Source organism: Massilia sp. Bi118, from assembly GCF_918697865.1.
Lineage (GTDB): Bacteria > Pseudomonadota > Gammaproteobacteria > Burkholderiales > Burkholderiaceae_D > Telluria.
The window spans coordinates 179425-206265 of sequence record NZ_CAKKMV010000010.1; the positions used below are offsets into that span (position 1 = coordinate 179425).

General features: G+C 64.4%; 23 protein-coding genes and 2 tRNA genes. 23 read left to right on the plus strand and 2 right to left on the minus strand.

Features of this window, described 5'->3' with window-relative positions; genetic code table 11:
- Positions 1 to 6 precede the first annotated feature (6 nt).
- From radA to LQV39_RS16645, 15 genes are all read left to right on the plus strand, one after another.
- Positions 7 to 1386, plus strand: a complete 1380-nt coding sequence (gene radA, locus LQV39_RS16575; RefSeq protein WP_230027234.1) for a DNA repair protein RadA — start codon at positions 7 to 9, stop codon at positions 1384 to 1386.
- Between the two features lie 157 nt (positions 1387 to 1543).
- A complete protein-coding gene (locus LQV39_RS16580; RefSeq protein ID WP_290368595.1) occupies positions 1544 to 1861 on the plus strand; it encodes a PilZ domain-containing protein in 318 nt (105 codons plus the stop codon).
- A 475-nt stretch (positions 1862 to 2336) separates the two neighbouring features.
- Positions 2337 to 3377 carry a phosphate ABC transporter substrate-binding protein PstS gene (gene pstS, locus LQV39_RS16585; RefSeq protein WP_230027235.1) on the plus strand — a complete coding sequence of 347 codons (1041 nt, stop codon included), beginning with the start codon at positions 2337 to 2339 and terminating at the stop codon, positions 3375 to 3377.
- Between the two features lie 193 nt (positions 3378 to 3570).
- Positions 3571 to 4503, plus strand: coding sequence for a phosphate ABC transporter permease subunit PstC (gene pstC / locus LQV39_RS16590; RefSeq protein WP_230027288.1), 933 nt, complete (start codon positions 3571 to 3573; stop codon positions 4501 to 4503).
- Entirely contained in the window at positions 4503 to 5357 is an 855-nt protein-coding gene (pstA, locus tag LQV39_RS16595; RefSeq protein ID WP_230027236.1) for a phosphate ABC transporter permease PstA, read from the plus strand. The genes pstC and pstA overlap by 1 nt, the downstream gene beginning before the upstream one ends.
- Positions 5354 to 6115 carry a phosphate ABC transporter ATP-binding protein PstB gene (pstB, locus tag LQV39_RS16600; RefSeq protein ID WP_230027237.1) on the plus strand — a complete coding sequence of 254 codons (762 nt, stop codon included), beginning with the start codon at positions 5354 to 5356 and terminating at the stop codon, positions 6113 to 6115. Before pstA ends, pstB begins: the two co-directional genes overlap by 4 nt.
- 173 nt (positions 6116 to 6288) lie before the next feature.
- Positions 6289 to 6993 carry a phosphate signaling complex protein PhoU gene (gene phoU, locus LQV39_RS16605; protein WP_230027238.1) on the plus strand — a complete coding sequence of 235 codons (705 nt, stop codon included), beginning with the start codon at positions 6289 to 6291 and terminating at the stop codon, positions 6991 to 6993.
- A gap of 4 nt (positions 6994 to 6997) precedes the next feature.
- Positions 6998 to 7690: a response regulator gene (locus LQV39_RS16610; protein ID WP_230027239.1), complete on the plus strand. Its 693-nt coding sequence runs from the start codon at positions 6998 to 7000 to the stop codon at positions 7688 to 7690.
- Between the two features lie 78 nt (positions 7691 to 7768).
- Positions 7769 to 9061: a phosphate regulon sensor histidine kinase PhoR gene (gene phoR, locus LQV39_RS16615; protein WP_230027289.1), complete on the plus strand. Its 1293-nt coding sequence runs from the start codon at positions 7769 to 7771 to the stop codon at positions 9059 to 9061.
- A 183-nt stretch (positions 9062 to 9244) separates the two neighbouring features.
- Positions 9245 to 10174: a patatin-like phospholipase family protein gene (locus LQV39_RS16620; protein WP_230027240.1), complete on the plus strand. Its 930-nt coding sequence runs from the start codon at positions 9245 to 9247 to the stop codon at positions 10172 to 10174.
- A 26-nt stretch (positions 10175 to 10200) separates the two neighbouring features.
- Positions 10201 to 10608 carry a heme-binding protein gene (locus LQV39_RS16625; RefSeq protein WP_230027241.1) on the plus strand — a complete coding sequence of 136 codons (408 nt, stop codon included), beginning with the start codon at positions 10201 to 10203 and terminating at the stop codon, positions 10606 to 10608.
- 223 nt (positions 10609 to 10831) lie between these two features.
- Positions 10832 to 11995: a glutamine-hydrolyzing carbamoyl-phosphate synthase small subunit gene (gene carA, locus LQV39_RS16630; protein ID WP_230027242.1), complete on the plus strand. Its 1164-nt coding sequence runs from the start codon at positions 10832 to 10834 to the stop codon at positions 11993 to 11995.
- The gene (gene carB, locus LQV39_RS16635) at positions 11996 to 15226 is read left to right on the plus strand and encodes a carbamoyl-phosphate synthase large subunit (protein ID WP_230027243.1); all 3231 of its coding nucleotides are present in this window, start codon (positions 11996 to 11998) and stop codon (positions 15224 to 15226) included.
- Between the two features lie 105 nt (positions 15227 to 15331).
- Positions 15332 to 15805, plus strand: a complete 474-nt coding sequence (greA, locus tag LQV39_RS16640; RefSeq protein WP_230027244.1) for a transcription elongation factor GreA — start codon at positions 15332 to 15334, stop codon at positions 15803 to 15805.
- A gap of 8 nt (positions 15806 to 15813) precedes the next feature.
- Positions 15814 to 16254, plus strand: coding sequence for a DUF4149 domain-containing protein (locus tag LQV39_RS16645; RefSeq protein WP_230027245.1), 441 nt, complete (start codon positions 15814 to 15816; stop codon positions 16252 to 16254).
- An 85-nt stretch (positions 16255 to 16339) separates the two neighbouring features.
- Here the strand turns inward: LQV39_RS16645 and yhbY are convergent, their stop codons facing one another.
- The gene (gene yhbY / locus LQV39_RS16650) at positions 16340 to 16810 is read right to left on the minus strand and encodes a ribosome assembly RNA-binding protein YhbY (protein WP_230027246.1); all 471 of its coding nucleotides are present in this window, start codon (positions 16808 to 16810) and stop codon (positions 16340 to 16342) included.
- A 46-nt stretch (positions 16811 to 16856) separates the two neighbouring features.
- Here yhbY and LQV39_RS16655 point away from each other — a divergent pair, with 46 nt between their 5' ends.
- The 7 genes from LQV39_RS16655 (at position 16857) to LQV39_RS16685 (ending at position 23264) form a co-directional block, all read left to right on the plus strand.
- A complete protein-coding gene (locus tag LQV39_RS16655) occupies positions 16857 to 17501 on the plus strand; it encodes an RlmE family RNA methyltransferase (protein WP_230027247.1) in 645 nt (214 codons plus the stop codon).
- Positions 17502 to 17731: 230 nt separating this feature from the next.
- The gene (gene ftsH, locus LQV39_RS16660) at positions 17732 to 19615 is read left to right on the plus strand and encodes an ATP-dependent zinc metalloprotease FtsH (RefSeq protein ID WP_230027248.1); all 1884 of its coding nucleotides are present in this window, start codon (positions 17732 to 17734) and stop codon (positions 19613 to 19615) included.
- Between the two features lie 72 nt (positions 19616 to 19687).
- Positions 19688 to 20527 (plus strand): dihydropteroate synthase, encoded by an 840-nt coding sequence (gene folP, locus LQV39_RS16665; RefSeq protein ID WP_230027249.1) that lies wholly within the window; start codon positions 19688 to 19690, stop codon positions 20525 to 20527.
- A 26-nt stretch (positions 20528 to 20553) separates the two neighbouring features.
- Positions 20554 to 21894, plus strand: a complete 1341-nt coding sequence (gene glmM, locus LQV39_RS16670; protein WP_230027250.1) for a phosphoglucosamine mutase — start codon at positions 20554 to 20556, stop codon at positions 21892 to 21894.
- A gap of 66 nt (positions 21895 to 21960) precedes the next feature.
- Positions 21961 to 22037 (plus strand) — tRNA-Pro (locus LQV39_RS16675).
- 69 nt (positions 22038 to 22106) lie between these two features.
- A tRNA-Arg gene (locus tag LQV39_RS16680) sits at positions 22107 to 22183 on the plus strand.
- 157 nt (positions 22184 to 22340) lie between these two features.
- The gene (locus LQV39_RS16685) at positions 22341 to 23264 is read left to right on the plus strand and encodes an MBL fold metallo-hydrolase (RefSeq protein ID WP_230027251.1); all 924 of its coding nucleotides are present in this window, start codon (positions 22341 to 22343) and stop codon (positions 23262 to 23264) included.
- Here the strand turns inward: LQV39_RS16685 and LQV39_RS16690 are convergent, their stop codons facing one another.
- Positions 23265 to 24629 (minus strand): family 1 glycosylhydrolase, encoded by a 1365-nt coding sequence (locus tag LQV39_RS16690; RefSeq protein WP_230027252.1) that lies wholly within the window; start codon positions 24627 to 24629, stop codon positions 23265 to 23267.
- 143 nt (positions 24630 to 24772) lie between these two features.
- Here LQV39_RS16690 and LQV39_RS16695 point away from each other — a divergent pair, with 143 nt between their 5' ends.
- The gene (locus LQV39_RS16695) at positions 24773 to 26791 is read left to right on the plus strand and encodes a TonB C-terminal domain-containing protein (RefSeq protein ID WP_230027253.1); all 2019 of its coding nucleotides are present in this window, start codon (positions 24773 to 24775) and stop codon (positions 26789 to 26791) included.
- Positions 26792 to 26841 lie beyond the last annotated feature (50 nt).

Below are 26841 nucleotides of genomic sequence, written 5' to 3' on the forward strand. Positions count from 1 at the left end.
TAAGCAATGGCAAAATCCCGAACCAGTTTCGTCTGTAACGATTGCGGCAGCGTGGCCAGCCGCTGGACCGGCCAGTGCGGCGACTGCAAGGCATGGAACACCATGACCGAGCAGGTCGAGACCGCCGGCCTGAACCGGATGTCGCAGACGCCCGGCATGCACAAGAGCCTGGCGCAGACCGCGCCGGTGCTGTCGCTCGCCGACATCGAAGCGATCGACGTGCCGCGTTTCGGCACCGGCATCGAGGAATTCGACCGCGTGCTGGGCGGCGGCCTGGTCGCCGGCGGCGTGGTGCTGATCGGCGGCGACCCCGGCATCGGCAAATCGACCCTGCTGCTGCAGGCGCTGGCGAATCTCGCCACCACCCGCAATACCTTGTATGTGTCGGGCGAGGAATCCGGCGCCCAGATCGCGCTGCGCGCGCGCCGCCTGCAGGTCGAGGCGAAGGACCTCAAGCTCCAGGCCGAGATCCAGCTGGAGAAGATCCTGGGCACCATCGCCGACGTCAAGCCCGACGTGTGCGTGATCGACTCGATCCAGACCCTGTATTCGGATGCGCTGACCTCGGCGCCCGGTTCGGTCTCCCAGGTGCGCGAATGCGCGGCCCAGCTGACCCGCGTCGCCAAGCAGACCGGCGTGACCATCATCCTGGTCGGCCACGTGACCAAGGAGGGTTCGCTGGCCGGCCCGCGCGTGCTCGAGCACATCGTCGATACCGTGCTGTATTTCGAAGGCGATACGCAATCCAGCTTCCGCCTTGTACGGGCGATCAAGAACCGCTTCGGCGCCGTCAACGAGCTGGGCGTATTCGCGATGACGGAAAAGGGTTTGAAGGGCGTGTCGAACCCGTCGGCCTTGTTCTTGTCGCAACACGACAGCCAGGTACCGGGTTCCTGCGTGATGGTGACCCAGGAGGGCACGCGCCCGCTGCTGGTCGAAATCCAGGCGCTGGTCGACACCAGCCACCTGCCGAATGCGCGCCGCCTGTCCGTCGGCCTGGAACAGAACCGCCTGGCCATGCTGCTGGCGGTGCTGCACCGCCATGCCGGCATTGCCGCCTTCGACCAGGACGTGTTCATCAACGCGGTCGGCGGCGTCAAGATCACCGAGCCGGCCGCCGACCTTGCGGTCCTGCTTGCGATTAATTCTTCGATGCGCAGCAAGCCGCTGCCGCGCGGCCTGGTGGTATTCGGCGAAGTCGGCCTGGCCGGCGAGATCCGCCCGGCGCCGCGCGGCCAGGAACGCCTGCGCGAAGCCGCCAAGCTGGGCTTCTCGATGGCAGTCATCCCGAAATCGAATGTGCCGAAGCAGCCGATCGAGGGCATGACCATCGTTGCCGTCGAACGCATCGACGAAGCCTTCAACAAGCTGCGGGAACTCGACTGAGAGAGCGCCTGAAAAAGCCTCAGGGCAAGGCGCATCGTCGAAGACAGTACATAAGTACGGCGAGACGATGCAACGCCGCCATGAGGCTTTTATCAGGCGCTCTCAGGCTTTATAATTTGTGGTTTGTTCCATATTAGCACCACAAGGTTAAAGCGTAATGACAGATCAAAGGCAATCGGCTCGCAAGATTGTGAAAGTGAAGGCGGTTCTTGCGATGGAGGGCCGGGCGCCCTTGCTCGCGAAAACCTCGGATGTGGGCGCCAACGGCGTCAGCGTAGCGGTGCAGCATCCCCTGCAGGTAGGGCAGACGGGGCAGGTGAGCTTCGATTTGCTGGTCGAGGGCAAGCTGACCCCGATTGCGGCGCGCGCCAGGGTGATCTACTGTATTTTCAGCGGCGGCGAATTCAAGGTCGGGTTCCAGTTCCTGAATCTCGATCTCACGGCAATGACCCAGCTTTCACGCTTCCTGCGTTAATCAAGTTATCCGAATCGGAATCCGAAAACGAAAGCGGCGAGCGCCCTGAGGGCCTCGCCGCTTTTTCAATTTGGCCAATTGGCCATATACGCTATTCGTGATAGCGGTCGCGCAGTTTTCCCGAACAGCCCCGGCCTTCGCAAACGGCTTCGAAGAGCACGAGCCCGGCAATACCTGCAATCACACCTGTAACAATCAAAACAAACATCGACTTCAAACGCCGTTTGGCGAGTCCCCGATCGATTCCGCACGCTCTGCAAGCGCGGCATGCACACGCTGAATAAATCCTCCAATCCGCCTCCACATCTTCAAGCTAGCAGACGGGCCGGTATTTACAAGAGACTTTTTCCGGCGCCCCGTGACATGGGGTTTGGCTTCATGACAGGCATGTCATAAAGCCGTCATATTTGCTCACTACACTGCGCAGCATTAACACCGCGTCACCACCCTTAACCAAGCACAACAAGGACTTGATATGCGCATGAAGCAACTGCTGGCAACCCTGATCATCGGCATCTCGGCCGCCTTCGCAAGCAACGCGATGGCCGCGGACATCACCGGTGCGGGCGCGACCTTCCCGTACCCGATCTACGCCAAGTGGGCCGAGATGTACAAGAAGGCATCCGGCAACGGCCTCAACTACCAATCGGTCGGCTCGGGCGCCGGCATCAAGCAGATCAAGGCCAGGACGGTCGATTTCGGCGCATCCGACATGCCGCTGCCGGCTGACGAACTGAACCAGGCAGGCCTGTTCCAGTTCCCGGCCATCATGGGCGGCGTGGTCACCGTCGTCAACCTGGACGGCATCGCACCGGGCCAGCTGAAGCTGACCGGCGCCGTCGTCGCCGACATCTACCTGGGCAAGATCACCAAGTGGAACGACCAGGCGATCGTCGCCCTGAACCCGGGCGTCAAGCTGCCGGCCGAAGACATCACCGTCGTGCACCGCGCCGACAGCTCGGGCACCTCCTTCCTGTTCACCGACTACCTGTCGAAGACCAACCCGGAATTCAAGTCGAAGATCGGCGCCGGCACCGCGGTGAAGTGGGCCACCGGCGTGGGCGGCAAGGGCAATGACGGCGTCGCCGCCAACGTCCAGCGCATCAAGGGCTCGATCGGCTACGTCGAGTGGGCCTACGCCAAGAAGAACAAGATGAGCCACACCCAGCTGAAGAACCGCGACGGTGCTTTCCTGCAGCCGGACGACGACGCCTTCAAGGCCGCCGCCGCCAACGCCGACTGGGCCAAGACCCCGGGCTTCTCGGTGGTCCTGACCGACCAGCCGGGCAAGGCGGCATGGCCGATCACCGGCGCCTCCTACATCCTGGTCTACAAGCAGCAGGCGGACGCCGCCAAGGGCAAGGAAGTCCTGAAGTTCTTCGACTACGCCTTCAAGAGCGGCGATGCCGCCGCGGCCGAGCTGGACTACGTGCCGATGCCGGACAGCGTTGCCAAGCTGGTGCAGGACGCCTGGAAGGCGAACATGAAGGACGCTTCGGGCAAGGCGATCTGGTAAGAAGTGACTCGTCATTCCCGCGGAAGCGGGAATCCATGCTGAACCGGATATGGACGCTCAGTATGGGTTCCCGCCTTCGCGGGAACGACGTGCTAACGTGAATAAACAAATGAGCGCACAAGACGCCGCAGTTACCCAAGAGGCCAGCCAGGCCGCGCTGGACGACGCCAGCCACGCCCGGCTGCGCAACACCATGCGCACCCAGCGCATCCAGGATTTCTTCTTCCACAAGATCACGCTGCTGTTTGCCGCCTCCGTGCTGGTGGTGCTGCTCGGGATCATCGTCTCGCTGGCGATCGGCGCCGCGCCGGCCTTCAAGGAATTCGGCGCGCATTTCATCGCCAGGGCCGAGTGGGATCCCGTCAACGACCAGTTCGGCGCCCTGATCGCCATCACCGGCACCCTGGCGACCTCGCTGATCGCGCTGCTGGTGGCGGTGCCGATCAGCTTCGGCATCGCGCTGTTCCTGACCGAGATCTGCCCGGCCTGGCTGCGCCGCCCGATGGGCACCGCGGTCGAGCTGCTGGCCGGCGTCCCCTCCATCATCTACGGCATGTGGGGCCTGTTCGTGTTCGCGCCCATGTTCGGCGACCATGTCCAGCCGCTGCTGAAAAAGACGCTCGGCGCGCTGCCGCTCATCGGCCCGGTGTTCCAGGGGCCGACCATGGGCCTGGGCATCCTGACCGCCGGCCTGATCCTGGCCGTGATGATCATTCCCTTCATCGCTTCCGTGATGCGCGACGTGTTCGAGATCGTCCCCGCGGTGCTGAAGGAATCGGCCTATGGCCTCGGCTGCACCAAATGGGAAGTGGTGCGCAAGATCGTGCTGCCTTACACCCGCACCGGCGTGGTCGGCGGCGTCATGCTGGGCCTGGGGCGCGCGCTCGGCGAGACCATGGCCGTCACCTTCGTGATCGGCAACGCCAACGAGATCTCCTGGTCGCTGTTCGCCGCCGGTAATTCGATTTCCTCGACTTTGGCGAACGAGTTCGCCGAAGCCAGCTCGTCGCTGCACGTGTCCTCGCTGTTCGCGCTGGGCCTGATCCTGTTCGCGATCACCTTCATCGTGCTATCGGCCGCCAAACTGATGTTGCTGGGGATGTCCCGCAAAGAAGGAGCAAAATAATGGAAGGCGCCGTGAATTCCGTCTATCGCCGCCGCCTGCTGAGTCATCGCATCGGCATCGCATTGTCCGTGCTGGCGATGGCGATCGGCCTGGGCTTCCTGGCCTGGATCCTGTTCACCCTGCTGGTGCATGGCTTCGGCGCGCTCTCGCACACCCTGTTTTCGCTGGATACGCCGGCGCCGGGCAGCGAGGGCGGCATCCGCAACGCCATCGTCGGCAGCCTGCTGATGGTGGGCCTGTCGACCGCCGTGTCGACCCCGATCGGCATCCTGGCCGGCATGTACCTGGCCGAGTACGGCCAGAACAACAAGTTCGCCGCCGTCACGCGCTTCGTCACCGACATCATGCTGTCCGCGCCTTCGATCGTGGTCGGCCTGTTCGTCTACGCGCTGCTGGTGCCGCGCATGGGCCACTTCTCGGGCTATGCCGGCACGCTGGCGCTGTCGCTGATCGCGATCCCGGTGGTGGTGCGCACCACCGACAACATGCTGCACCTCGTTCCCAATAGCCTGCTCGAAGCCGCCTTCGCCCTCGGCGCGCCGCGCTGGAAAGTGGCGATGACGGTGCGCCTGCGCGCCGTGAAGGCAGGCGTCGTCACCGGCGTGCTGCTGGCGGTGGCCCGCATCTCGGGCGAGACCGCGCCGCTGCTGTTCACCGCCCTGAACAACCAGTTCTTCACCGCCGACATGAACCAGCCGATGGCCAACCTGCCGGTGGTGATCTACCGCTTCGCCATGAGCCCTTATGAAGACTGGCAGTCGCTCGCCTGGGGCGCCGCGCTGCTGGTGACCTTCAGCGTGCTGCTCCTGAATATCCTGTCGCGTACCCTGTTCCGCCAAAAGAATCCGCAATGACCACGACCAAAACCATCGAAGTGCAGGGCCTGAATTTCTTCTACGGGAAGACCCAGAGCCTGAAGAACGTGAACCTCGACATCCACGACAAGCAGGTCACGGCCTTCATCGGCCCCTCGGGCTGCGGCAAGTCGACCCTGCTGCGTACCCTGAACCGCATGTACGACCTGTATCCGGGCCAGCGCGCCGAGGGTTCCATCCTCTACCGCGGCCGCAATATCCTGGAGCAGGGCGTGGACGTCAACATGCTGCGCGCCAAGGTCGGCATGGTGTTCCAGAAGCCGACGCCGTTCCCGATGTCGGTCTACGACAACATCGCCTTCGGGGTGCGCCTGTACGAGAACCTGTCGAAGGGCGAGATGGACGAGCGTGTCGAATGGGCGCTCAAGAAAGCGGCCCTGTGGACCGAGGTCAAGGACAAGCTGAACAAGAGCGGGCTGTCGCTGTCGGGCGGCCAGCAGCAGCGCCTGTGCATCGCGCGCGGCGTCGCCGTCAAGCCGGACGTGCTGCTGCTGGACGAGCCGACTTCGGCGCTGGACCCGATCTCGACCGCCAAGATCGAAGAACTGATCAGCGAGCTGAAGCAGGACTACACCATCGCCATCGTGACCCACAACATGCAGCAGGCCGCGCGCTGCTCGGACTACACCGCCTACATGTACCTGGGCGAGCTGGTCGAGTTCGGCGAGACGGACCAGCTGTTCATGAACCCGGCCCGCAAGGAAACCCAGGACTACATCACCGGCCGCTTTGGGTAGGGGACTCGGCAACCTACTGCGCGGCCGCTGGGCCGGCCTGCGATGCTCGCCATACCGTAAGTATGGCTGCGCTTCTCGGCCACCCCAGCAGCCGCTCGCTACGGTTGTCGAGCCCCTCGTGGCGCTAGCGCCGTGCTAACACGTTAAAATACTGACATTCGACAGGAAAAATTATGGTAGGCGATCACTCTTCTAAACAGTACGACCAGGAGCTCGAGGCCATCCGCTCGAAGGTGCTGCTCATGGGCGGCATGGTGGAAACCCAGTTCGACGAGGCGCTGGATGCTTTCCGCGTCGGTAATGCCGACATGGCAGAGAAGGTGATGGCGGACGACCAGGCCGTCAACCAGCTCGAAGTCCAGCTGGACGACGCCTGCAGCCACCTGATCGTGCGCCGCCAGCCGGCCGCGAACGACCTGCGCACCGTGATGGCGACCATCAAGGTGATCACCGACCTCGAACGCATCGGCGACGAGGCCGCGAAGATCGCGCGCACCGCCAAGAGCCTGCACGAGCGCGGCATGGTCAGCTTCAATCACTACGACATCGTGCGCACCATCTCGCGCAACACCGCCGACATGCTGCACGACGCGCTGGACGCTTTCGCGCGCCTGGACGGCAAGACCGCGCTGCAGATCATCGCGCGCGACGACGAAGTCGACTTCGAATTCCGCACCATCCTGCGCAACATGATCACCTTCATGATGGAAGATCCGCGCACCATCTCGTCCGCGCTGGACACGCTGTGGGTGGCCAAGGCCATCGAGCGCATCGGCGACCACGCCAAGAACATCGCGGAATACGTGATCTACGTGGCCGAAGGCCGCGACATCCGCCACTCCAAGCCGGCGGCGCTGGCCGGCCAGGCGGAAGGCTGAGCCGATGGCGTCCAACACGAGCGTCCTGATCGTCGAAGATGAACCGGCCATCGTCGAACTGGTGAGCTATTCGCTGCGCGAGACCGGCTGGGAGATCCGCACCGCCGCCAACGTGGCCTCGGCCTGGGACTCGATCGTGAAAGCGCGGCCCGACCTGCTGCTGCTGGACTGGATGCTGCCCGACCAGAGCGGGCTGCGGCTGCTGTCGCGCCTGCGCGGCGACCGCGACTTCCAGGACATCCCGGTGATCATGCTGACCGCGAAGAGCATGGAAGAGGACAAGATCGCCGGCCTGAACACGGGCGCCGACGACTACGTCACCAAGCCTTTTTCGCCGAAGGAGCTGCTGGCGCGCGCCAAGGCCCTGTTGCGGCGCAAGAGTCCGCACCTGGCCGAGGCGCCGCTGAACGCCGGTCCGGTGGTGCTCGACCCAAGCAGCTGCACCGTCACCCTGGAAGGCCGCCAGCTCGACATGGGCAACGCCGAATACCGCCTGCTCAAATTCCTGATGGCCCACCGCGAGCGGGTGTTCTCGCGGAGTCAGTTGCTGGATAAAGTCTGGGGCGACGCCTCGGCGGTCGAGGAGCGCACCGTCGACGTCCACGTGCTGCGCCTGCGCAAAGCCCTGAAGGAAGCCGAGAAGCTGATCAAGACGGTGCGCAGCGTGGGCTACATGCTGACCGAGAAAGAGCTGTAAGTGCAAGCCGCTCCCGACGCCACGCCGGATTCCCCGCCAGAGCCGACGCCCGTTCCCGAAGCGCCGGTGCATGCGGGCATGCATCCGCGCCTGCTGTTCTGGGTGCCGGCGCTGCTGCGCCTGAGCCTCGTCTTCGCGGCCGCCGGCGTCGCCTGGTGGCTGTTCGGCCTGGTGGCCGGGCTGTCGCTGGCGCTGGCGATCACCGTGGCGCTGCTGGTGGTGCAGCTGTCCTACCTGCACCAGCTGGGCGAGTGGCTGCACCATCCGCACAGCAGCCGCCTGCCGGACGGCTGGGGTTCCTGGACCGACGTCTTCGCCCGTTTATACAGGCTGCGCCGCGACGACGAGCGCAACCAGGAAGAGCTGGCCGAATGGCTGGCGCGCTTCCGCCAGGCCATGCATCTGCTGCCGGAAGGCGTGGCGATCATGGACGACGTGCTCTTCCTCGAATGGTGCAACCCGACCGCCGAGCGCCACCTGGGCCTGACCCTGGACAAGGACAAGGGCCGCCGCGTCACGAACCTGATCCGCCACCCGGAATTCATCGACTACATCATCCTCGGCCGCTACGAGCAGCCGCTGACGCTGGCGATCCGCAACCGCAAGCTGGTGGTGCAGATCATCCCCTTCGAGAACCGGCGCCAGATCCTGGTGACGCATGACGCCACCGAGACCGAGCGCATCGAAGCCATGCGCCGCGACTTCATCGCCAACGCCTCGCACGAGCTGCGCACGCCGCTGACGGTGATCGTCGGCTTCCTCGAGATCGCGATGATGGACCCGGGCATGGACGAGCGCACCCGCGTCGCCCACCTGAAGCTGATGACGGAGCAGGGCGAGCGCATGCAGCGCCTGATCGAGGACATGCTGACCCTGTCGCGCCTGGAGTCCGACGAATATCCGCTCAAGCGCGAGCGGGTCGACATGCACGCGCTGGTCGAGCAGGTGACGCTGGATGCGCGCGCCCTGTCGAACGGCCGCCACGACATCGAGTTCTCCTTCGAGGGGCCGGACGTGATGGGCAGCTGGGACGAATTGCGCAGCGCTTTCGGCAACCTGGCGACCAATGCGGTGCGCTACACGCCCGAGGGCGGTCGCATCCTGCTGTCCTGGACGCGCGGTCCGAACGACCTGCGCTTCGCGGTGGCCGACACCGGCATCGGCATCGACGAGCAGCACATCTCGCGCCTGACCGAGCGCTTCTACCGCGTCGACAAGAGCCGCTCGCGCGAAACCCAGGGGACCGGGCTGGGACTGGCGATCGTCAAGCATGTGCTGCTGCGGCATGGGGGCAAGCTGGCGATCCGGTCGGAGGCGGGGAAGGGGAGTGTGTTTACGGCTTCTTTGCCGAATACGTCCTTGCCGGGTTAATTTTCCGGCTGTTCGGCGTGGGTATGGATTCCCGCTTTCGCGGGAATGACGGTGGTAGCCCGTCATTCCCGCGAAAGCGGGAATCCATACTGAGCACGCAGCCACGCAGCTTAAGCCTCCCCTATGCCAGCAGCCGGCGGACTCAGGTTACAATCGACCCTTTACCGACTGAACCCCGGATCCATGCCGTCCAGACGCTCCCTCCTGCTCGCCCCCGCCGCGGCCCTGCTGCTCGCCGCCTGCGGCTCCACGCCCACCCAGCCGCCCACCCAGATTCCCGCCGCCCCCGCTGTGGCGCCGCAGCCGCGCCACGTCAAGATCGGCCTCGCCCTCGGCGGCGGCGCCGCGCGCGGCTTCGCCCACATCGGCGTCATCAAGGCCTTGGAAGCCCAGGGCATCGTGCCCGACTTCGTGGTCGGCACCAGCGCCGGCTCGGTGGTGGGCGCCATGTACGCCTATGGCTACAACGGCTTCACGCTGCAGAAGATGGCGATGGAGATGGACGAGGCGTCGATTTCGGACTGGGCCCTGCCTTTCTTCAGCAAGTCCTCGGGCGTGCTGAAAGGGGAGGCGCTGCAGGCCTATGTCAACAAGGCCGTGCACAACCAGCCCATCGAAAAGCTCAAGATCCCCTTCGGCGCGGTGGCCACCGATTTGAAGACCGGCCAGCCGATCCTGTTCCGGCGCGGGAATACCGGCATGGCGGTGCGCGCCTCGTCCGCCGTGCCCAGCGTGTTCCAGCCCGTCAGCATCGCCGGCAAGACCTATGTCGACGGCGGCCTGGTGGCGCCGGTGCCGGTGCGCTTTGCGAAAGAGATGGGCGCCGAGTTCATCATCGCCGTCAACATCTCCAGCGCCACCGAGGCCCAGGCAACGGCCAGTTCGCTTGACGTCCTGATGCAGACCTTTACCATCATGGGACAGCGCCTCAACCAGCACGAGCTGAAGGATGCCGACGTCGTCATCACGCCGGCCCTGGGCGCCATGGGCAGCGCCGATTTCAACGGCCGCAACCTGGCGGTGCTGGCCGGCGAGCAGGCGGCGGCGTCCGTGATGTCGCAGCTGAAGGCCCAGCTCAAGGCCAAGCAGCTGAGCCCGGCGCCTACCCGATAACAACGACCACAACAAGGAAGAAGAAAATGCAAACCAAGCCCGTACTGACTCTCGAAGAGGTCAAGAAGATCGCCGCCGCCGCCGAAAACGAAGCGATGGCCAACCAGTGGAAGGTCGCGATCGCCATCGTCGACGACGGCGGCCACCTGCTGTGGCTGCAGCGCCTGGACGGCGTCGCCCCGATCTCGTCCCAGCTGGCGCCGGCCAAGGCCAGGACCGCCGCGCTGGGCCGCCGCGAATCGAAGATCTACGAAGACATGATCAACAACGGCCGCTACTCCTTCCTGCGCGCGCCGGAACTGGACGGCATGCTGGAAGGCGGCGTGCCCATCGTGGTCGATGGCCATACCGTCGGCGCGGTCGGCGTTTCCGGTGTGAAATCGGCTGAGGATGCGCAGATCGCCAAGGCCGGCATCGCCGCCCTCGGCCTGTAATTTCCGGGTGGAACGGCAGGGGAATGTAAGGACCATGGATTGCCGGATAGGCGGATTCGCGCTATAATTCGGAAGTTTATCCATCACTCACCTGCCGTAGCGCATACCCACTTACATCATCATTCTGTAGACCTCGCGCACACGGTAGAAAAGTATCGTCGCGGCGTACCCGAAGGTCAGTCTGACGTGGCGCAGCTACGGCAACCTTATTGGAGAGTTGCCCTTGCCGCCATTTTTTTCTGGCCCAGCCGTTCCAGCCATCCTGGCCCTCGCAGACGGAACCATTTTCAAAGGTTATTCGATTGGAGCCATCGGTCACACGACCGGTGAAGTGGTGTTCAACACCGCGATCACGGGCTACCAGGAAATCCTTACCGACCCCAGCTATTCGCGTCAGATCGTCACCCTGACGTACCCGCACATCGGCAACCAGGGCGTGAACCCGGCCGACGTGGAGGCATCGAAAGTGCATGCCGCCGGCCTCATCATCCGCGACCTGCCGCTGCTGGCGTCGAACTTCCGCTCGACCCAGTCGCTGTCGGACTACCTGAGGCAGGAAAACGTGGTTGCCATCGCCGGCATCGACACGCGCAAGCTGACCCGCATCCTGCGCGAGAAGGGCGCCCAGAACGGCGCGATCCTGACCGCCCAGCAGGGCGCAGAGCCGCTTGAGGCGCAGGCGCTGGAACTGGCGCGCTCCTTCCCGGGCCTGAACGGCATGGACCTGGCCAAGGTCGTGTCGGTCAAGGAACCCTACGAATTCAACGAGACCGAGTGGAAGCTGGGCCAGGGCTTCGGCAAGCAGGACAAGCCGCAATTCCACGTGGTCGCCTTCGACTACGGCGTCAAGCGCAACATCCTGCGCATGCTGGCCGAGCGCGGCTGCAGGATCACCGTGCTGCCGGCGCAAGCCACCGCCGCCGAGGCGCTGGCCCTGAACCCGGACGGCATCTTCCTGGCCAACGGTCCCGGCGACCCGGCCGCCTGTGACTACGCGATCGAAGCGACCAGGCAGGTGATCGATTCGGGCATCCCGACCTTCGGCATCTGCCTCGGCCACCAGATCATGGCCCTGGCTTCCGGCGCGAAGACCGTCAAGATGAAGTTCGGCCACCACGGCGCCAACCACCCGGTGCAGGACCTGGATTCGAAGAAGGTCCTGATCACTTCGCAGAACCACGGCTTCGCAGTGGATCAGGAAACCCTGCCGGCCAACTGCCGCGTCACCCACGTCTCCCTGTTCGACAACTCGCTGCAGGGTTTCGAGCGCACCGACAAGCCGGCGTTCTGCTTCCAGGGCCACCCGGAAGCCTCGCCCGGCCCGACCGACGTTTCGTATCTGTTCGACCGTTTCATCAGCCTCATGCAAGCTCAGGAGAAAAAATAAATGCCAAAGCGTTCCGACATTAAAAGTATCCTGATCATTGGCGCCGGTCCGATCGTGATCGGCCAGGCGGTGGAATTCGACTACTCGGGCGCCCAGGCCTGCAAGGCCCTGCGCGAAGAAGGCTACAAGGTCATCCTGGTTAACTCGAACCCGGCGACCATCATGACCGACCCGGAAACGGCGGACGTCACCTACATCGAGCCGATCACCTGGAAGGCGGTCGAGCGCATCATCGAGAAAGAGCGTCCGGATGCGATCCTGCCGACCATGGGCGGCCAGACCGCGCTGAACTGCGCGCTGGACCTGCACCGCAACGGCGTGCTGGACAAGTACAAGGTCGAGCTGATCGGCGCCTCGCCGGAAGCGATCGACAAGGCCGAGGACCGCGCCAAGTTCAAGGACGCGATGACCAAGATCGGCCTGGGCTCCGCCCGTTCCTACATCGCGCACTCGATGGACGAGTCGCGCGCGGCGCAGCGCGAGCTGGGCTTCCCGGTCATCATCCGTCCGTCCTTCACCATGGGCGGCTCGGGTGGCGGCATCGCCTACAACGAAGAAGAATTCGAAGCGATCTGCAAGCGCGGCCTGGAAGCCTCGCCGACCTCGGAACTGCTGATCGAGGAATCGCTGCTGGGCTGGAAAGAGTACGAGATGGAAGTGGTGCGCGACAAGGCGGACAACTGCATCATCGTCTGCTCGATCGAAAACCTGGATCCGATGGGCGTCCACACCGGCGACTCGATCACCGTCGCGCCGGCGCAGACGCTGACCGACAAGGAATACCAGATCATGCGCAACGCGTCGATCAACGTGCTGCGCGAGATCGGCGTCGACACCGGCGGTTCGAACGTGCAGTTCTCGATCAACCCGGCCGACGGCCGCATGATCGTCATCGAGATGAACCCGCGCGTGTCGCGTTCCTCGGCCCTGGCCTCGAAGGCGACCGGCTTCCCGATCGCGAAGATCGCGGCGAAGTTGGCGGTCGGCTTTACGCTGGATGAGCTGCGCAACGACATCACCGGCGGCGCAACCCCGGCGTCCTTCGAGCCTTCGATCGACTACGTGGTCACCAAGATCCCGCGCTTCACCTTCGAAAAATTCCCGGCCGCGGACAAGCACCTGACCACCCAGATGAAATCGGTGGGCGAGGTGATGGCAATCGGCCGCACCTTCCAGGAATCCTTCCAGAAGGCCCTGCGCGGCCTGGAAGTGGGCGTGGACGGCCTGAACGAAAAGACGCGCGACCGCGAGAAGATCGAGGAGGAGCTGGGCGAGCCGGGTCCTGAACGCATCTGGTACGTGGGCGACGCTTTCGCCCAGGGCTTCACGCTGGAAGAAGTGCATGCGCTGACCAAGATCGATCCGTGGTTCCTTATCCAGATCAAGGAAATCGTCGACATCGAGCTGTGGCTGGATCACCAGAAGCTGGAAAGCCTGGACAAGAACGTGTTGTACAAGCTGAAGCAGAAGGGCTTCTCGGACCGTCGCCTGGCCTTCCTGATGCATGTGACGCCGGAAGAGATCCGCAAGCGCCGCCACGAGATGGGCATCCGCCCGGTCTACAAGCGCGTCGATACCTGCGCCGGCGAGTTCGCGACCAACACCGCCTACATGTACTCGACCTATGACGAGGAGTGCGAGTCCGCGCCGACCGACAAGAAGAAGATCATGGTGCTGGGCGGTGGCCCGAACCGCATCGGCCAGGGCATCGAGTTCGACTACTGCTGCGTGCACGCGGCCCTCGCCATGCGCGAAGACGGCTACGAGACCATCATGGTCAACTGCAATCCGGAGACCGTGTCGACCGACTACGATACCTCGGACCGCCTGTACTTCGAATCGCTGACCCTGGAAGACGTGCTGGAAATCGTCGACCTCGAGAAGCCGGAAGGCGTCATCGTCCAGTACGGCGGCCAGACCCCGCTGAAGCTGGCGCTGGACCTGGAAGCCAACGGCGTGCCCATCATCGGCACCTCGCCGGACATGATCGACGCCGCCGAAGACCGCGAGCGCTTCCAGCAGCTGCTGCAGAAGCTGGGCCTGCGCCAGCCGCCGAACCGCACCGCGCGCACCGAAGAAGAAGCGCTAAAGCTGGCCACCGAGATCGGCTACCCGCTGGTGGTGCGCCCGTCCTATGTGCTGGGCGGCCGCGCGATGGAAATCGTCCACGAGCAGCGCGACCTCGAGCGCTACATGCGCGAAGCGGTCAAGGTCTCGAACGATTCGCCGGTGCTGCTGGACCGCTTCCTGAACGACGCCATCGAGTGCGACGTCGACTGCATCTCGGACGGCGAAACCACCTTCATCGGCGGCGTGATGGAGCACATCGAACAGGCCGGCGTGCACTCGGGCGACTCGGCCTGCTCGCTGCCGCCTTACTCGCTGTCGCAGGAGACCATCGATGAGCTGAAGCGCCAGACCTCGCTGATGGCGAAGGCCCTGAACGTGGTCGGCCTGATGAACGTGCAGTTCGCGATCCAGCGCGCGGAAGTGGACGGCAAGGTCCAGGACACCGTGTATGTGCTGGAAGTGAACCCGCGCGCCTCGCGCACCGTGCCGTTCGTGTCGAAGGCGACCGGCCTGCAGCTGGCCAAGATCGCGGCGCGCTGCATGGTCGGCCAGACCCTGGCCCAGCAGGGCATCACCAAAGAGATCGTCCCGCCGTTCTACAGCGTCAAGGAAGCCGTGTTCCCGTTCGTGAAATTCCCGGGCGTGGACACCATCCTCGGCCCGGAAATGAAATCGACCGGCGAAGTGATGGGCGTGGGCATGACCTTCGGCGAAGCCTTCGTCAAGTCGCAGCTGGCGGCCAGCGTCAACCTGCCGACTTCGGGCCGCGTGTTCCTGTCGGTGAAGGGTTCCGACAAGCCGCGCACCGTGCAGGTGGCGCGCGACCTGGTGAACCTGGGCTTCTCGCTGGTGGCGACCAAGGGCACCGCGGCGGTGATCTCCGCCGCCGGCATCCCGGTCGCGCCGGTCAACAAGGTGCTGGAAGGCCGTCCGCACATCGTCGACATGATCAAGAACCACGAGATCGCGATGGTGGTGAACACGGTCGAGGAAAAGCGCAGCGCGATCAACGACTCGCGCACCATCCGTACGTCGGCCCTGCAGTCGCGCGTCGTGACCTACACGACCATCGCCGGCGCCGAAGCGGCGGTGCAGGGCATGCGCCACCTGGACGAGTTGCGGGTCTATGATTTACAAGGCCTTCATAAAACACTAAACTAAGCGTCAGAAGCAGTACAGTAGCAAGCATTACAGACCACACAGCTCGCGCGGCGCGCCGCGAGGACTGTGTGGTTTTACTTTTAGATAGCGACTATAGCGACGACCATGAACACACCTTTGACCAAACACGGCGCCGAACTCCTCAAGGAAGAGCTGCACCAGCTCAAGACCAAGGAGCGCCGCAACGTGATCGATGCGATCGCCGAAGCGCGTTCGCATGGTGACCTGTCCGAAAACGCCGAATACGACGCCGCCAAGGAGCGCCAGGCCTTCGTCGAAGGCCGCATCGCGGAACTGGAATCCAAGCTGTCGACGGCCCAGGTCATCGATCCGAGCACCCTCGACGCCGAAGGCCGCGTGGTGTTCGCCTCCACCGTCGACCTCGAAGACCTGGAAAGCGGCCAGAAAGTGACCTACCAGATCGTCGGCATCGACGAAGCGGACCTGAAGCTGAACAAGGTGTCCGTCACCTCGCCGATCGCGCGCGCCCTGATCGGCAAATACGCCGGCGACGTGGTCGAAGTGCAGGCCCCGTCCGGCCCGCGCGAATACGAGATCCTCGAAGTCCGCTACATCTGAGGCGGGCGATGATCGCCACGCTGCGACTGCTGCTGGCAAGCCTGTGGGCGGGCAGCGTCTGGGCGGTCAGCTACCTGGCCGCGCCGAGCGCCTTCGCGGTGCTCGACAGTACGCAGGCAGGGAACGTGGTCGGCGTCATGCTGACGCGCCTGGCCTGGCTGTCGACCGCGCTGGCGCCGCTGGTGCTGCTGCTGGTGTGGCGCTCGGGCGATCTGGATGCTCGCAGGCGGCGCTGGCTGGTGTGGCTGGCGTGCGGGATGCTGGCCTGCAGCCTGGCCGTCTACCTGGGCCTGCAGCCGATGATGGCGGCGATCCGCGAAGCCGCCGGCCCGGCCGGGGTGAGGGCTTCGCCGCAGTGGGGGACGTTCGCGGCGCTGCACGGGGTGTCGCAGGTGCTGTATCTGGTGGAGTCCGTGCTGGGCGCGATCCTGGTCGTCAAATCTCGGTGATGTTTGGCGTGGGCTCCCGTGCCCACGTGCGACGGTCGAAAAAAAACCGGAGCAAGCCCCGGTTGATTTTTGAAGCAGCGCAGAATTACTTGTTCAGCGCATTTTTCTTGGTGCTGGCCTGGCGCGTTTTGGCGCGCTTGATGTTGCCGCCCTGGGTCACGCGTTCGTTCCCCTTCAGCAAGACCTTGGTGACGCTCGGCTTCTTGGTGCCGCTCGGGCTCGGCTTGACGATGGTGACTTCGCGCATGCCCTTGCCGGCCTTGGCCGTACGTTCCTTGACCGCATCCTTCTTCGGGCGATACAGGACAAGCAGTTTGCCGATATGCTGTACCGGCGCGGCTTCCAGTTCTTCGCAGACCTGTTCGTAGATGGCGATGCGCGCTTCGCGGTCGTCGCCGAACACACGTACCTTGATCAGGCCGTGTGCGTCCAGGCTGGACGCGATTTCTTTTTTGACGGACTCGGTCAGGCCGGCTTCGCCGATCATGACGACGGGGTTGAGCCCGTGAGCTTCCGCACGGAGGGCCGCGCGCTCGGCCGGTGTAAGTTTGATCATAATGGTTCTTTTTTGATGTACCTAATAAAAGCAGTATTTTACGCGAATGGCCAAGAACAAATTCAATAAAAACTGGATACACGACCACATTAACGACCCGTATGTCAAATTGGCACAGAAAGAGGGTTACCGTGCGCGTGCAGCCTACAAGCTGAAAGAGATCGACGAGGCCGAGAAGCTGATCAAGCCGGGCCAGGTCATCGTCGACCTCGGCTGCACCCCGGGCAGCTGGGGCCAGTACACGCGCCGCAAGCTGTCGGGCGGCGAGGAGGGCGGCATCAAGGGCACCATGATCGGCCTCGACATCCTGCCAATGGAGCCGATCGCCGACATGCACTTCATCCAGGGCGACTTCCGCGAGGACGCGGTGCTGGACCAGCTGGCCGACATCCTGGGCGAGCGCCAGGCCGACCTGGTGCTGTCCGACATGGCGCCGAACCTGTCCGGCATTCCGACGGCGGACGCGGCCCGTATGGAGCATTTGATCGAAATCGCTATTGAGTTTTCTCAAGCGCACCTCAAGCCGTCCGGCGCATTGTTAGTAAAATGCTTTAAGGACATGGGGTTTACGCAAATCGTCGAGCTCTTCCGCAAGGAATTCAAGGTGGTCAAGCAGATCAAGCCGAAGGCTAGCCGCGACAAGTCTTCCGAAATTTTCCTGCTGGGCCGCGGTCTCAAGAATCCTGCATAGAGAAAAATGCGGATTATTCACGATCTCGCCCTTGATATTCGGCCGTATAACCGCACATCGCCCAATGGATGGTGTGCATGGGAGTTTATTCGTGCGCGCCGGAAATAAAAAACCGTTATAGTGACGGGACAAAGCTTCACGAGCGGGCGTGCGTGGCACCGCCTGCTTATTGCGGTAAAATCCGCGTTTGAAACAATGGGAAAAGATGCGTCCGCATCAGAGGAGTTTTCGTGAATAATATGTTTTCCAAATCCGCCATCTGGGTGGTCGTTGCGCTGCTGTTGTTCATGCTGTTCAAGCAGTTCGACAACCACAACGTTGCGGGCGGCAGCAAGACGATTGCTTATTCCGAGCTGCTCGATGACGTTCAGGCGAAACGCATCAAGGATGTCGTGATCGAGGGCTCCAACATCACCGCGGTCCGCAACGACGACAGCAAGGTCCGCGCCACCGCGACCATGCTCGACCGTGGCCTGATCAAGGACCTGCGCGACAACAACGTGCGCTTCGACGTCAAGCCGCCGGAAGAACCTTCCTTCCTGCAGCAAGTCTTCATTTCCTGGTTCCCGATGCTGCTGCTGATCGGGGTCTGGGTGTTCTTCATGCGCCAGATGCAAGGCGGCGGCAAGGGCGGGGCTTTCTCGTTCGGCAAGTCGAAGGCGCGCATGATGGACGAAACCAATAACACCGTCACCTTCGCCGATGTCGCCGGCTGCGACGAAGCCAAGGAAGAAGTCGCCGAGATCGTCGACTTCCTGAAGGACCCGACCAAGTTCCAGAAACTGGGCGGCCGTATCCCGCGCGGCGTGCTGATGGTCGGTCCTCCGGGTACCGGTAAGACCCTGCTGGCGCGCGCCATCGCCGGCGAAGCGAAAGTGCCGTTCTTCTCGATCTCCGGTTCCGACTTCGTCGAGATGTTCGTCGGCGTGGGCGCCTCCCGTGTCCGCGACATGTTCGAGAACGCGAAGAAGCATTCGCCCTGCATCATCTTCATCGACGAGATCGACGCCGTCGGCCGCCACCGTGGCGCCGGCATGGGCGGCGGCAACGACGAGCGCGAACAGACCCTGAACCAGTTGCTGGTCGAGATGGACGGCTTCGAAGCCTCCTCGGGCGTGATCGTGATCGCCGCCACCAACCGCGCCGACGTGCTCGATAAAGCGCTGCTGCGCCCGGGCCGTTTCGACCGCCAGGTGATGGTGGGCCTGCCGGACATCCGCGGCCGCGAACAGATCCTGAATGTGCACATGCGCAAAGTGCCGATCGGCACCGACGTGAAGGCCGACATCCTGGCCCGCGGCACCCCGGGCTTCTCCGGCGCCGACCTGGCCAACCTGGTCAACGAAGCCGCCCTGTTCGCCGCGCGCCGCAGCAAGCGCCTGGTCGAAATGAGCGACTTCGAGGACGCCAAGGACAAGATCTTCATGGGCCCGGAACGCAAGTCCATGGTCATGCGCGAGGAAGAGCGCCGCAACACGGCTTACCACGAGTCGGGCCACGCGGTGATCGCCAAGCTGCTGCCGAAGGCCGATCCGGTGCACAAGGTCACGATCATGCCGCGCGGCTATGCGCTGGGCCTGACCTGGCAGCTGCCGGAACATGACAGCCTGTCCGGTTACAAGGACAAGATGCTGGAAGAGATCTCGATCCTGTTCGGCGGCCGCATCGCCGAGGAGATCTTCGTCGGCCAGATGTCGACCGGCGCCTCGAACGACTTCGCCCGCGCCACCAAGCTGGCCCGTTCGATGGTGACCCGCTTCGGCATGTCCGAGAGCATGGGCGTGATGGTCTATGAAGACGATCCGAACGAAGGTTTCTTCGGCGGTTCCGTGAAGACTATCTCCGAGGCGACCCAGCAGAAGGTGGACGCCGAGATCCGCACCATCCTCGACTCGCAGTACGCGCTGGCGCGCCGCCTGCTGGAAGAGAACCGCGACAAGGTCGAAATGATGACCAAGGCCCTGCTCGAGTGGGAAACCATCGACGCCGAGCAGATCAACGACATCATGGCCGGCCGCGAGCCGACCCCGCCGAAGTCGGTCCAGCTGACCAAGCGTCCGTCGAGCGGCGGCGATTCGGGCGGCGTGGCGACCAACGCCCCGGCCCCGGCCTGATCGACGGCTGAGCCCCTATAAAAGACACCCTGCGGGGTGTCTTTTTTTCTTTTTCAAATTACCTTTTTTATCATGCGCCAGTATTTGCAATGCGGCCGCTTCGGCTTTAACCTCGCCCAGCGCCCGCTGGTGATGGGCATCCTCAACGTCACCCCCGATTCCTTCTCCGACGGCGGCCGCTACCAGGCCCTCGAGTTTGCCATGGAGCGGGCCGAGCAGATGATCAAGGATGGCGTCGACATCATCGACATCGGCGGCGAATCGACCCGTCCCGGCTCGCCCAGCGTGCCGGTGCAGGAAGAACTCGACCGGGTCATGCCCGTCATCTACGCTCTGCGCGAGCTCGGCCATGCGCTGTCGATCGACACCTGCAAACCCGAAGTGATGCGCGAAGCCATCATCGCCGGGGCCGACATGATCAATGACATCAATGGTTTTTGCGCGCCGGGGGCGGTCGAGGCGGTGGCCGGCAGCGACGTCGGCCTGTGCATCATGCACATGCAGGGCACGCCCCAAGACATGCAGGCCCAGCCGGTCTATGGCGACGTGCTGGGGGAGGTGACGGCCTTCCTGCGCGTGCGCGCGGATGCCTTGCAGGCTGCCGGTGTTGCGCAGGAGCGCATCACGATTGATCCGGGATTTGGCTTTGGCAAGACTGTCGAGCATAATGTCGCATTGCTTCGTGGTATCAACCAGATGCAGCATGAACTGGGCCTGCCGGTTTTGGCCGGCCTGTCGCGCAAGTCGATGATCGGCGCCTTGACCGGGCGCCCCGTCGACCAGCGCCTGGCGGGCAGCCTCGGCGGCGCGTTGGCTGCGGTAGCACAGGGCGCCCGCATCGTGCGGGTCCATGATGTGGCGGAGACGGTGGACGCGCTGAAGGTGTGGAACGCCGCATCCTCCGGCGCGTGAAGAACAACTGAACATAAGAGAACGATATGGCACGCAAATATTTTGGTACGGACGGCGTACGTGGCCTGGTGGGCGTGGCCCCCATCACCCCTGATTTCGTGATGCGCCTTGGCTATGCCGCCGGCAAGGTGCTGGCCAAGGGCAGCACCGGCGCCAGCGGCCGTCCCACCGTGCTGATCGGTAAAGATACCCGCATCTCCGGCTACCTGCTGGAAGCATCGCTCGAGGCCGGTTTCTCGGCCGCCGGCGTCGACGTCATGCTGGCCGGCCCGATGCCGACCCCGGCCATCGCCTACCTGGTCCGCGCGCTGCGCCTGCAGGCCGGCGTGGTGATCTCGGCCTCGCACAACCCCTTCCAGGACAACGGCATCAAGTTCTTCTCCGAGCACGGCACCAAGCTGCCGGACGCGGTGGAACTGGAGATCGAAGAAGCGATCGACCAGCCGATGGGCTGCGTCTCGTCCGAGAAACTGGGCCGCGCGACCCGCCTGCGCGACGCCCAGGGCCGCTACATCGAATTCTGCAAGAGCACCTTCCCGAACGAGCTGGACCTGCGCGGCATGAAGATCGTGGTCGACTGCGCCCACGGCGCCGCCTATGCCATCGCCCCGCACGTGTTCCACGAACTGGGCGCGGAAGTGATCGAGCTGGGCACCAAGCCGGACGGCTTCAACATCAACGACGGCATCGGCGCCACCGCGCCCAAGGCCATGGCCCAGGCCGTAGTCGAGCACCAGGCCGACCTCGGCATCGCGCTGGACGGCGACGCCGACCGCCTGATCATGTGCGACGCCAACGGCCGCCTGTACAACGGCGACGAGCTGCTCTACGTGATGGTGCGCGCGCGCATGGCCACCGGCAAGGTGGAAGGCGCTGTCGGCACCCTGATGACCAACATGGCCCTCGAAGTCGCGTTCAAGGAAATGGGCGTGGGCTTCGCGCGCGCCAAGGTCGGCGACCGCTACGTGCTGGAAATGATGCAGGAGAAGGGCTGGCTGTTCGGCGGCGAAGGCTCGGGCCACCTGCTGGCCCTGGACAAGCATTCGACCGGCGACGGCATTGTCTCTGCCCTGCAGGTGCTGTCGGCGCTCCGCCGCAGCAACCAGGGCCTGGCCGAGTGCTGCAAGGAACTGGTGCTGTTCCCACAGACCCTGATCAACCTGCGCGTGAAGCCGGGCTTCGACTGGACCAGGAATGAAGCCGTGGTGGCCGAGAAGGAGCTTGTCGAGCGCGAGCTGGGCGAGCGCGGCCGCGTGCTGATCCGCGCATCGGGCACCGAACCGCTGGTGCGCGTCATGGTCGAGGCCAAGGAAGCGGAACTGGCGGAGAGCATGGCCAAGCGCATCGCCGCGCGCTTCGAGCTTTGATGCCGCTTCGCCGGCTGGCGGGCGTTCATTGACGCTTGCGGGCCGGCGGGGTATGATCGTTTCTATCGGAGTGTAGCGCAGCCCGGTAGCGCACCTGGTTTGGGACCAGGGGGTCCAAGGTTCGAATCCTTGTACTCCGACCATTATCTTTGAACGCGGGCTGTCCTCGACGGCCCGTTTTCATTTCCTCTCGACAGCATCGCTGTCGTCTTCTGCCCATAGCTCAGTTGGATAGAGCATCAGCCTTCTAAGCTGAGGGTCGCTGGTTCGAACCCAGCTGGGCAGGCCATCCGCATTCATTTCCTCTTTGCTAGCGAACGCCGTCGCCAAGGCGGGCATGTTACTGTCCATTCCGACAACATCGTCGGATTTGGAGGAAGAATATGCCGTTTTGCCGATTGACACGGTCCGCCGCTGCGGGGAATGCCATTGTGACGCTGGCCGCCTTGACCATCTTGCTCGCTGCGCCCGTCCATGCCCAGCAGCCGGCCACGTCCACATCGACGCCAAATGGCGAGGTGTTCGCGCTCAAGCTGCCAGCCGCCACCACGCCGGCGGCAAACGAGGCCAACGGCACCGTCCAGTTCATCGGCACCGCCACCGTCCTGATCCGCTACCAGGGCTTCACCATCCTCACCGACCCCAACTTCCTGCACAAGGGAGACCACGTGCACCTGGGCTATGGCATCACCGCCGAGCGCCTGACCAATCCGGCGATCGAGCTCGACAAGCTGCCACCGATCGACTTCGTGGTGCTGTCGCACATGCACGAAGACCACTTCGACAAGCTGGTGCAGGAAAAGCTGCCGAAGGACACGCCCATCGTCACCACCAAGGAAGCCGCGGCCTCGCTCGAGAAGCTGGGCTTCACGCGCGGCATCGGGCTGGGGAAATGGGACCAGGTGGAGGTCGAGAAGGGCGAGTCGCGCATGCGCCTCACGGCCGTGCCCGGGCGCCATGGCAAGGCCGGCATGCAGGCGCTGCTGCCCAGCGTGATGGGCTCGGTGCTGGACTTCGGCCCGAACAAGGCGGCGCCGACCTACCGCATGTACATCAGCGGCGATACCCTTGTCTATGACGACCTGAAGAATATCCCACAGCGCTTCCCCGGCATCGACCTGGCCCTGCTGCACCTGGGCGGCACCCGCATCCTGGGCGTGTTCAAGGTCACGATGGACGGCAAGGACGGCGTGCAGCTGCTGCAGATCATCCGCCCGCAGCATGCGATCCCGATCCACTACAACGACTACGACGTGTTCAAGTCGCCGCTGGCGGATTTTGCGCGCGAAGTGAAGGCGGCCGGGCTGGAAGAGCAGGTGAGCTATCTCGCGCACGGCGAGACCTACACCTTCAAGCCCAGAACGCGCTGATCATTCCTGCTCTTCGGTGCGCGGCGCGAGCGTCGCGTCCTTTTCGCCGTGCGGGGGCGGCGGGGCCTTCGCCGGGGCGCGCGTCGCGGCCGGTGCGGCGTCCTCGTCGAAGGGCCAGCCGGTATACGGCGCCACCTCGCGCTGGAATTCGTGCGGCATCACGATCGGCACCTGCAGGCACACGCTCTGGGTCGGCAGGACCTCCATCCAGTCGCGCACCAGTTCCTTGTAGGCGATGCCGACCGGGCGGATCTTGCGGTCCAGGTCGAACAGGCCGAGGGCGTTGACGTTGCCGTTGTTCTCGCGCAGGGCGGTGTCCCAGTCGACCTGGTCGGTGAGCGAATACCAGGTGAAACCGACCAAGGGCACGCCGTTATTGCGCACGCGCAGCACGTTGGCCCATTCCTTGCGCAGCCATTGCACCGCTTCGTCGCCGCGCGGACCCTGGACCAGGTTGGTCTCCGTATGCATCACAGGCAGGCGATAGCGGTTGTAGTACTGGTGGGTGATGACCGCGTAGCCGAAGATCTCGCCGGCCGAGCGCGTCAGGCCGTCGGCCGAGACGTAGTGCTCGTTGGTCTGGTAATAATCGTTGCCCATGATGCAGTGGTGCTTCAGATTATTGTTCAGGAAGAAGTGGTACTCGTCGCGCGTCATGCCGTTGTCCAGCATGTACTCGTACATCTCGGAATCGACGCGCCGGCCGTAGTTGAGGTCGAGCGAGAGGAAGCGCCGCGCATTGTAGAGTTCGGCCGGGCCGATGGCCGCCGGGCTTTCGGCGTGGAAGTATTCGGTCGACTCGCTCTGGATGAACAGGGCATCCGGGCGCACCTGCAGGATCGCGTGCATGGCCAGGATATTCGCCTTGACCAGATGCTTCATCGCGGTGACGAAGGCCCGGTCGGTCGTCATCTGTTCGTTCCACCAGCCGTACAGGGCCGAGAACAGCGCGCAGATCGACATCTCGTTGATCGGCGTGTACAACTGCAGCCAGGGATAGCGCCGTGCGAAGGTGCCGGCATAGTCCGCGAACAGCTCGGGGAAGTCCGGGTTCTGGAAATTGCCGATCCAGTCCGGCACGCCGAAGTGGCAGAGGTCGACGATGGATGCGATATTGCGCTTGCGCAGATCGTTGAACACCATGTCGGCAAATTCCCAGTCGTAGCGCTTGGGGCCGAGCCAGGTCTTGTGCAGTGGCGGACCGTAGCGCAGCACCTTCAGGCCGAGCTCCTCGACCAGGTCGAAGTCGGTCTTCCAGTGCTTGTAGTGGCCGCACTTTTCCAGTTCGTCCATGCGGACGCGCCCATGCTCGATGGTCGGGTTGCTGTTTTCGATACCAGTGGCAAAGATAAATCCGGGCGACATTCACCCTCCTTTCATCTTGAACGCGTCCTTTTCATTGTAGCCCGGTTAAGATTTTCCGTTCCGAACCGTGCGCGCGTCCTTACTGCCGAGTGATAAGCTATGTAACACTTAGACAATATTTCCCACCGCCACCTAATCTCAGCATGTCCACGCTCATCGCGATCCCGACCGCCGGTCCGCGCGCGCCCGCCACGCTTGCGCCTGCCAACCGCCGGCTTGCCTGGGGCCTGCTGGTCTCGCTGTTGCTGCATGCACTGCTTTTGTTGCTGCAGTTTGGCGTTCCCGGATTGCGGGCAGGGGCGGGCGGGCCTTTGACGGTGGTGCTGGCGCCGCCGATGCAGACGCCGCCGGCGCCGGTTTTGCCGCCTGTGCCTTCGCCCGCGCCGCCGCCGCCATTGGTCGCCTCGCCGGCGCCGCCTTTGCCTGGTGTTGCGGTACCGCCGCCCCTACCGGGCAGGGCGGAGCCGGCCGAGGCCGCACCCGCGCCGCCTGTGCCGGTGCTGCACCGCGGTTTTACCCTGCGCGATCCAGTGCCGGCCATGCCGGCGCCACCGGCGCCCAGGCCTGCGCCGCCGACGCGCCGCGTCTTGCGGCGGCGCACCCGCCCGCGGCCCCAGCCGCCAAAGGAAACCCTGCACACCGAAGTGATCGCGCGGCAGATGAGCGAGGATCCCAGCTTCGTGCTGCCGCCGCCCGAACTCCCGGCCCTTGCGGAGATCCCGGAATCGGCTGAAGAGAAGGCCGATCCCGCGCCGCAGCTGGCCCGGCAGGCGGAAGAAGAGGAAGCCGCACGGGCAAGCGCCGAAGCCGAACGCGTGCTGGCGCAGCGGCTTGCGGACGAGGAAGCGAAACGCCTTGTCGAGCAGCAGCGCACCGAAGAGCTTGCGCGCCAACAAATGGCGGCGCAGGCTTTGGCCGAGCAGCAGCGAACTGAGGAACTGGCGCGGCAGCAGCTGGTCGAACAGCAGCGTGCCCAGCAATTGGCCGAGCAGCGCCGTTCGGAAGAGCTAGCCCGTCAGCAGTTTGCCGAACAGGAGCGTGCTCGACAATTGGCAGAGCAGCGCCGTGCGGAAGAGAGCGCGCGCCAGCAATTGGCTGAACAAAGCCGTTCGGAGGAGCTTGCCCGTCAGCAGCTGGCCGAACAGCAGCGTGCCCAAGCTGCCGCTGCGGCGGCGGCCGAGCAGCGCCGCATCGAGGAACAGGCACGCCAGCAGCTGGCCGAGCAGCAGCGTGCGCAGCAGTTGGCCGAGCAACGCCGCGTCGAGGAACAGGCCCGTCAGCAGCTGGCCGAGCAGCAGCGCGCGCAGCAGTTGGCCGAGCAACGCCGCGCCGAAGAGCAGGCCCGGCAGCAACTGGCAGAGCAGCAGCGAGCGCAGCAGCTCGCCGAGCAGCGCCGCGCTGAAGAGCAGGCCCGCCAGCAAATGGCCGAGCAACAGCGGGCCCAACAGCTCGCCGAGCAGCGCCAGGCCGACGAGCGCGCCCGGCAGGCCGCTGCACGCCAGCGCGCCGAGGAACTGGCGCGCCAGCAGGCGGCAGAGGCAGAAGCGGCGCGCCGCCTGGCCCGCCAGGAGGCGGCGCCGGGCTTGCCGGCCGCGGATGGTGGCGGCAGCCTCGCGCGTGCCGACCGCGCAGCGGGATCGGGCGCCGGCCTCGACCTGGGGGGCGGGCAGGGCGCCGGCGCCGGTGCGCGCGGCTTGCCCGGCAAGGATTTCGGTTCGCGCGCGCGCGAGCTGCTGCGCGGCATCGACGTCGCCAGGGCCGTACCGCCGGCCATGCGCGCCGCCGAGCAGGCCCGGCAGGCGGTGCGGCGCGCGCTGGCGGACGCCGCGCGCCGCGACGTCCCGCTGCGCCTCTATCTCGACAGCGTGCGCCAGAAGATCGAGCGTAACGCCATCGTGAGCCAGGCCCAGCTGTCCAGCGGGGCGGTGCATACCGACCCCGTGGTCAGCATCGCCATCCGCAGCGACGGCAGCATCGAGGACGTGACCATACTGCGCTCCAGCGGGCGTCCGGACATCGACGACGTCGTGCGCCGGATTGTCAACCTGAATGCGCGCTACTCGGCCTTCCCGGCCAACGTGGCCGCCAACTACGACGTGATCGAACTGCGCCGCGTCTGGACCTTCGCCGAGGTCCTTCGCCTGGTCGAAGAAGTGCGCTGAGTGCCTGTTGGAAAGCTACCGGGCGCTCACTGCTGACCTGAGCCTGCCGT

What these genes read in the sequence shown, in the direction of transcription:
- LQV39_RS16655 (WP_230027247.1), top strand. Translation starts at nt 16,857, where the DNA reads ATGGCCAAGAACAAATTCAATAAAAACTGGATACACGACCACATTAAC.
- glmM (WP_230027250.1), top strand. Translation starts at nt 20,554, where the DNA reads ATGGCACGCAAATATTTTGGTACGGACGGCGTACGTGGCCTGGTGGGC.
- phoU (WP_230027238.1), top strand. Translation starts at nt 6,289, where the DNA reads ATGGTAGGCGATCACTCTTCTAAACAGTACGACCAGGAGCTCGAGGCC.
- radA (WP_230027234.1), top strand. Translation starts at nt 7, where the DNA reads ATGGCAAAATCCCGAACCAGTTTCGTCTGTAACGATTGCGGCAGCGTG.
- pstS (WP_230027235.1), top strand. Translation starts at nt 2,337, where the DNA reads ATGCGCATGAAGCAACTGCTGGCAACCCTGATCATCGGCATCTCGGCC.
- LQV39_RS16610 (WP_230027239.1), top strand. Translation starts at nt 6,998, where the DNA reads ATGGCGTCCAACACGAGCGTCCTGATCGTCGAAGATGAACCGGCCATC.
- LQV39_RS16580 (WP_290368595.1), top strand. Translation starts at nt 1,544, where the DNA reads ATGACAGATCAAAGGCAATCGGCTCGCAAGATTGTGAAAGTGAAGGCG.
- folP (WP_230027249.1), top strand. Translation starts at nt 19,688, where the DNA reads ATGCGCCAGTATTTGCAATGCGGCCGCTTCGGCTTTAACCTCGCCCAG.
- pstC (WP_230027288.1), top strand. Translation starts at nt 3,571, where the DNA reads ATGCGCACCCAGCGCATCCAGGATTTCTTCTTCCACAAGATCACGCTG.
- carB (WP_230027243.1), top strand. Translation starts at nt 11,996, where the DNA reads ATGCCAAAGCGTTCCGACATTAAAAGTATCCTGATCATTGGCGCCGGT.
- LQV39_RS16620 (WP_230027240.1), top strand. Translation starts at nt 9,245, where the DNA reads ATGCCGTCCAGACGCTCCCTCCTGCTCGCCCCCGCCGCGGCCCTGCTG.
- phoR (WP_230027289.1), top strand. Translation starts at nt 7,769, where the DNA reads ATGCATCCGCGCCTGCTGTTCTGGGTGCCGGCGCTGCTGCGCCTGAGC.
- LQV39_RS16645 (WP_230027245.1), top strand. Translation starts at nt 15,814, where the DNA reads ATGATCGCCACGCTGCGACTGCTGCTGGCAAGCCTGTGGGCGGGCAGC.
- LQV39_RS16690 (WP_230027252.1), bottom strand. Translation starts at nt 24,629, where the DNA reads ATGTCGCCCGGATTTATCTTTGCCACTGGTATCGAAAACAGCAACCCG.
- pstB (WP_230027237.1), top strand. Translation starts at nt 5,354, where the DNA reads ATGACCACGACCAAAACCATCGAAGTGCAGGGCCTGAATTTCTTCTAC.
- greA (WP_230027244.1), top strand. Translation starts at nt 15,332, where the DNA reads ATGAACACACCTTTGACCAAACACGGCGCCGAACTCCTCAAGGAAGAG.
- LQV39_RS16695 (WP_230027253.1), top strand. Translation starts at nt 24,773, where the DNA reads ATGTCCACGCTCATCGCGATCCCGACCGCCGGTCCGCGCGCGCCCGCC.
- yhbY (WP_230027246.1), bottom strand. Translation starts at nt 16,810, where the DNA reads ATGATCAAACTTACACCGGCCGAGCGCGCGGCCCTCCGTGCGGAAGCT.
- LQV39_RS16625 (WP_230027241.1), top strand. Translation starts at nt 10,201, where the DNA reads ATGCAAACCAAGCCCGTACTGACTCTCGAAGAGGTCAAGAAGATCGCC.
- pstA (WP_230027236.1), top strand. Translation starts at nt 4,503, where the DNA reads ATGGAAGGCGCCGTGAATTCCGTCTATCGCCGCCGCCTGCTGAGTCAT.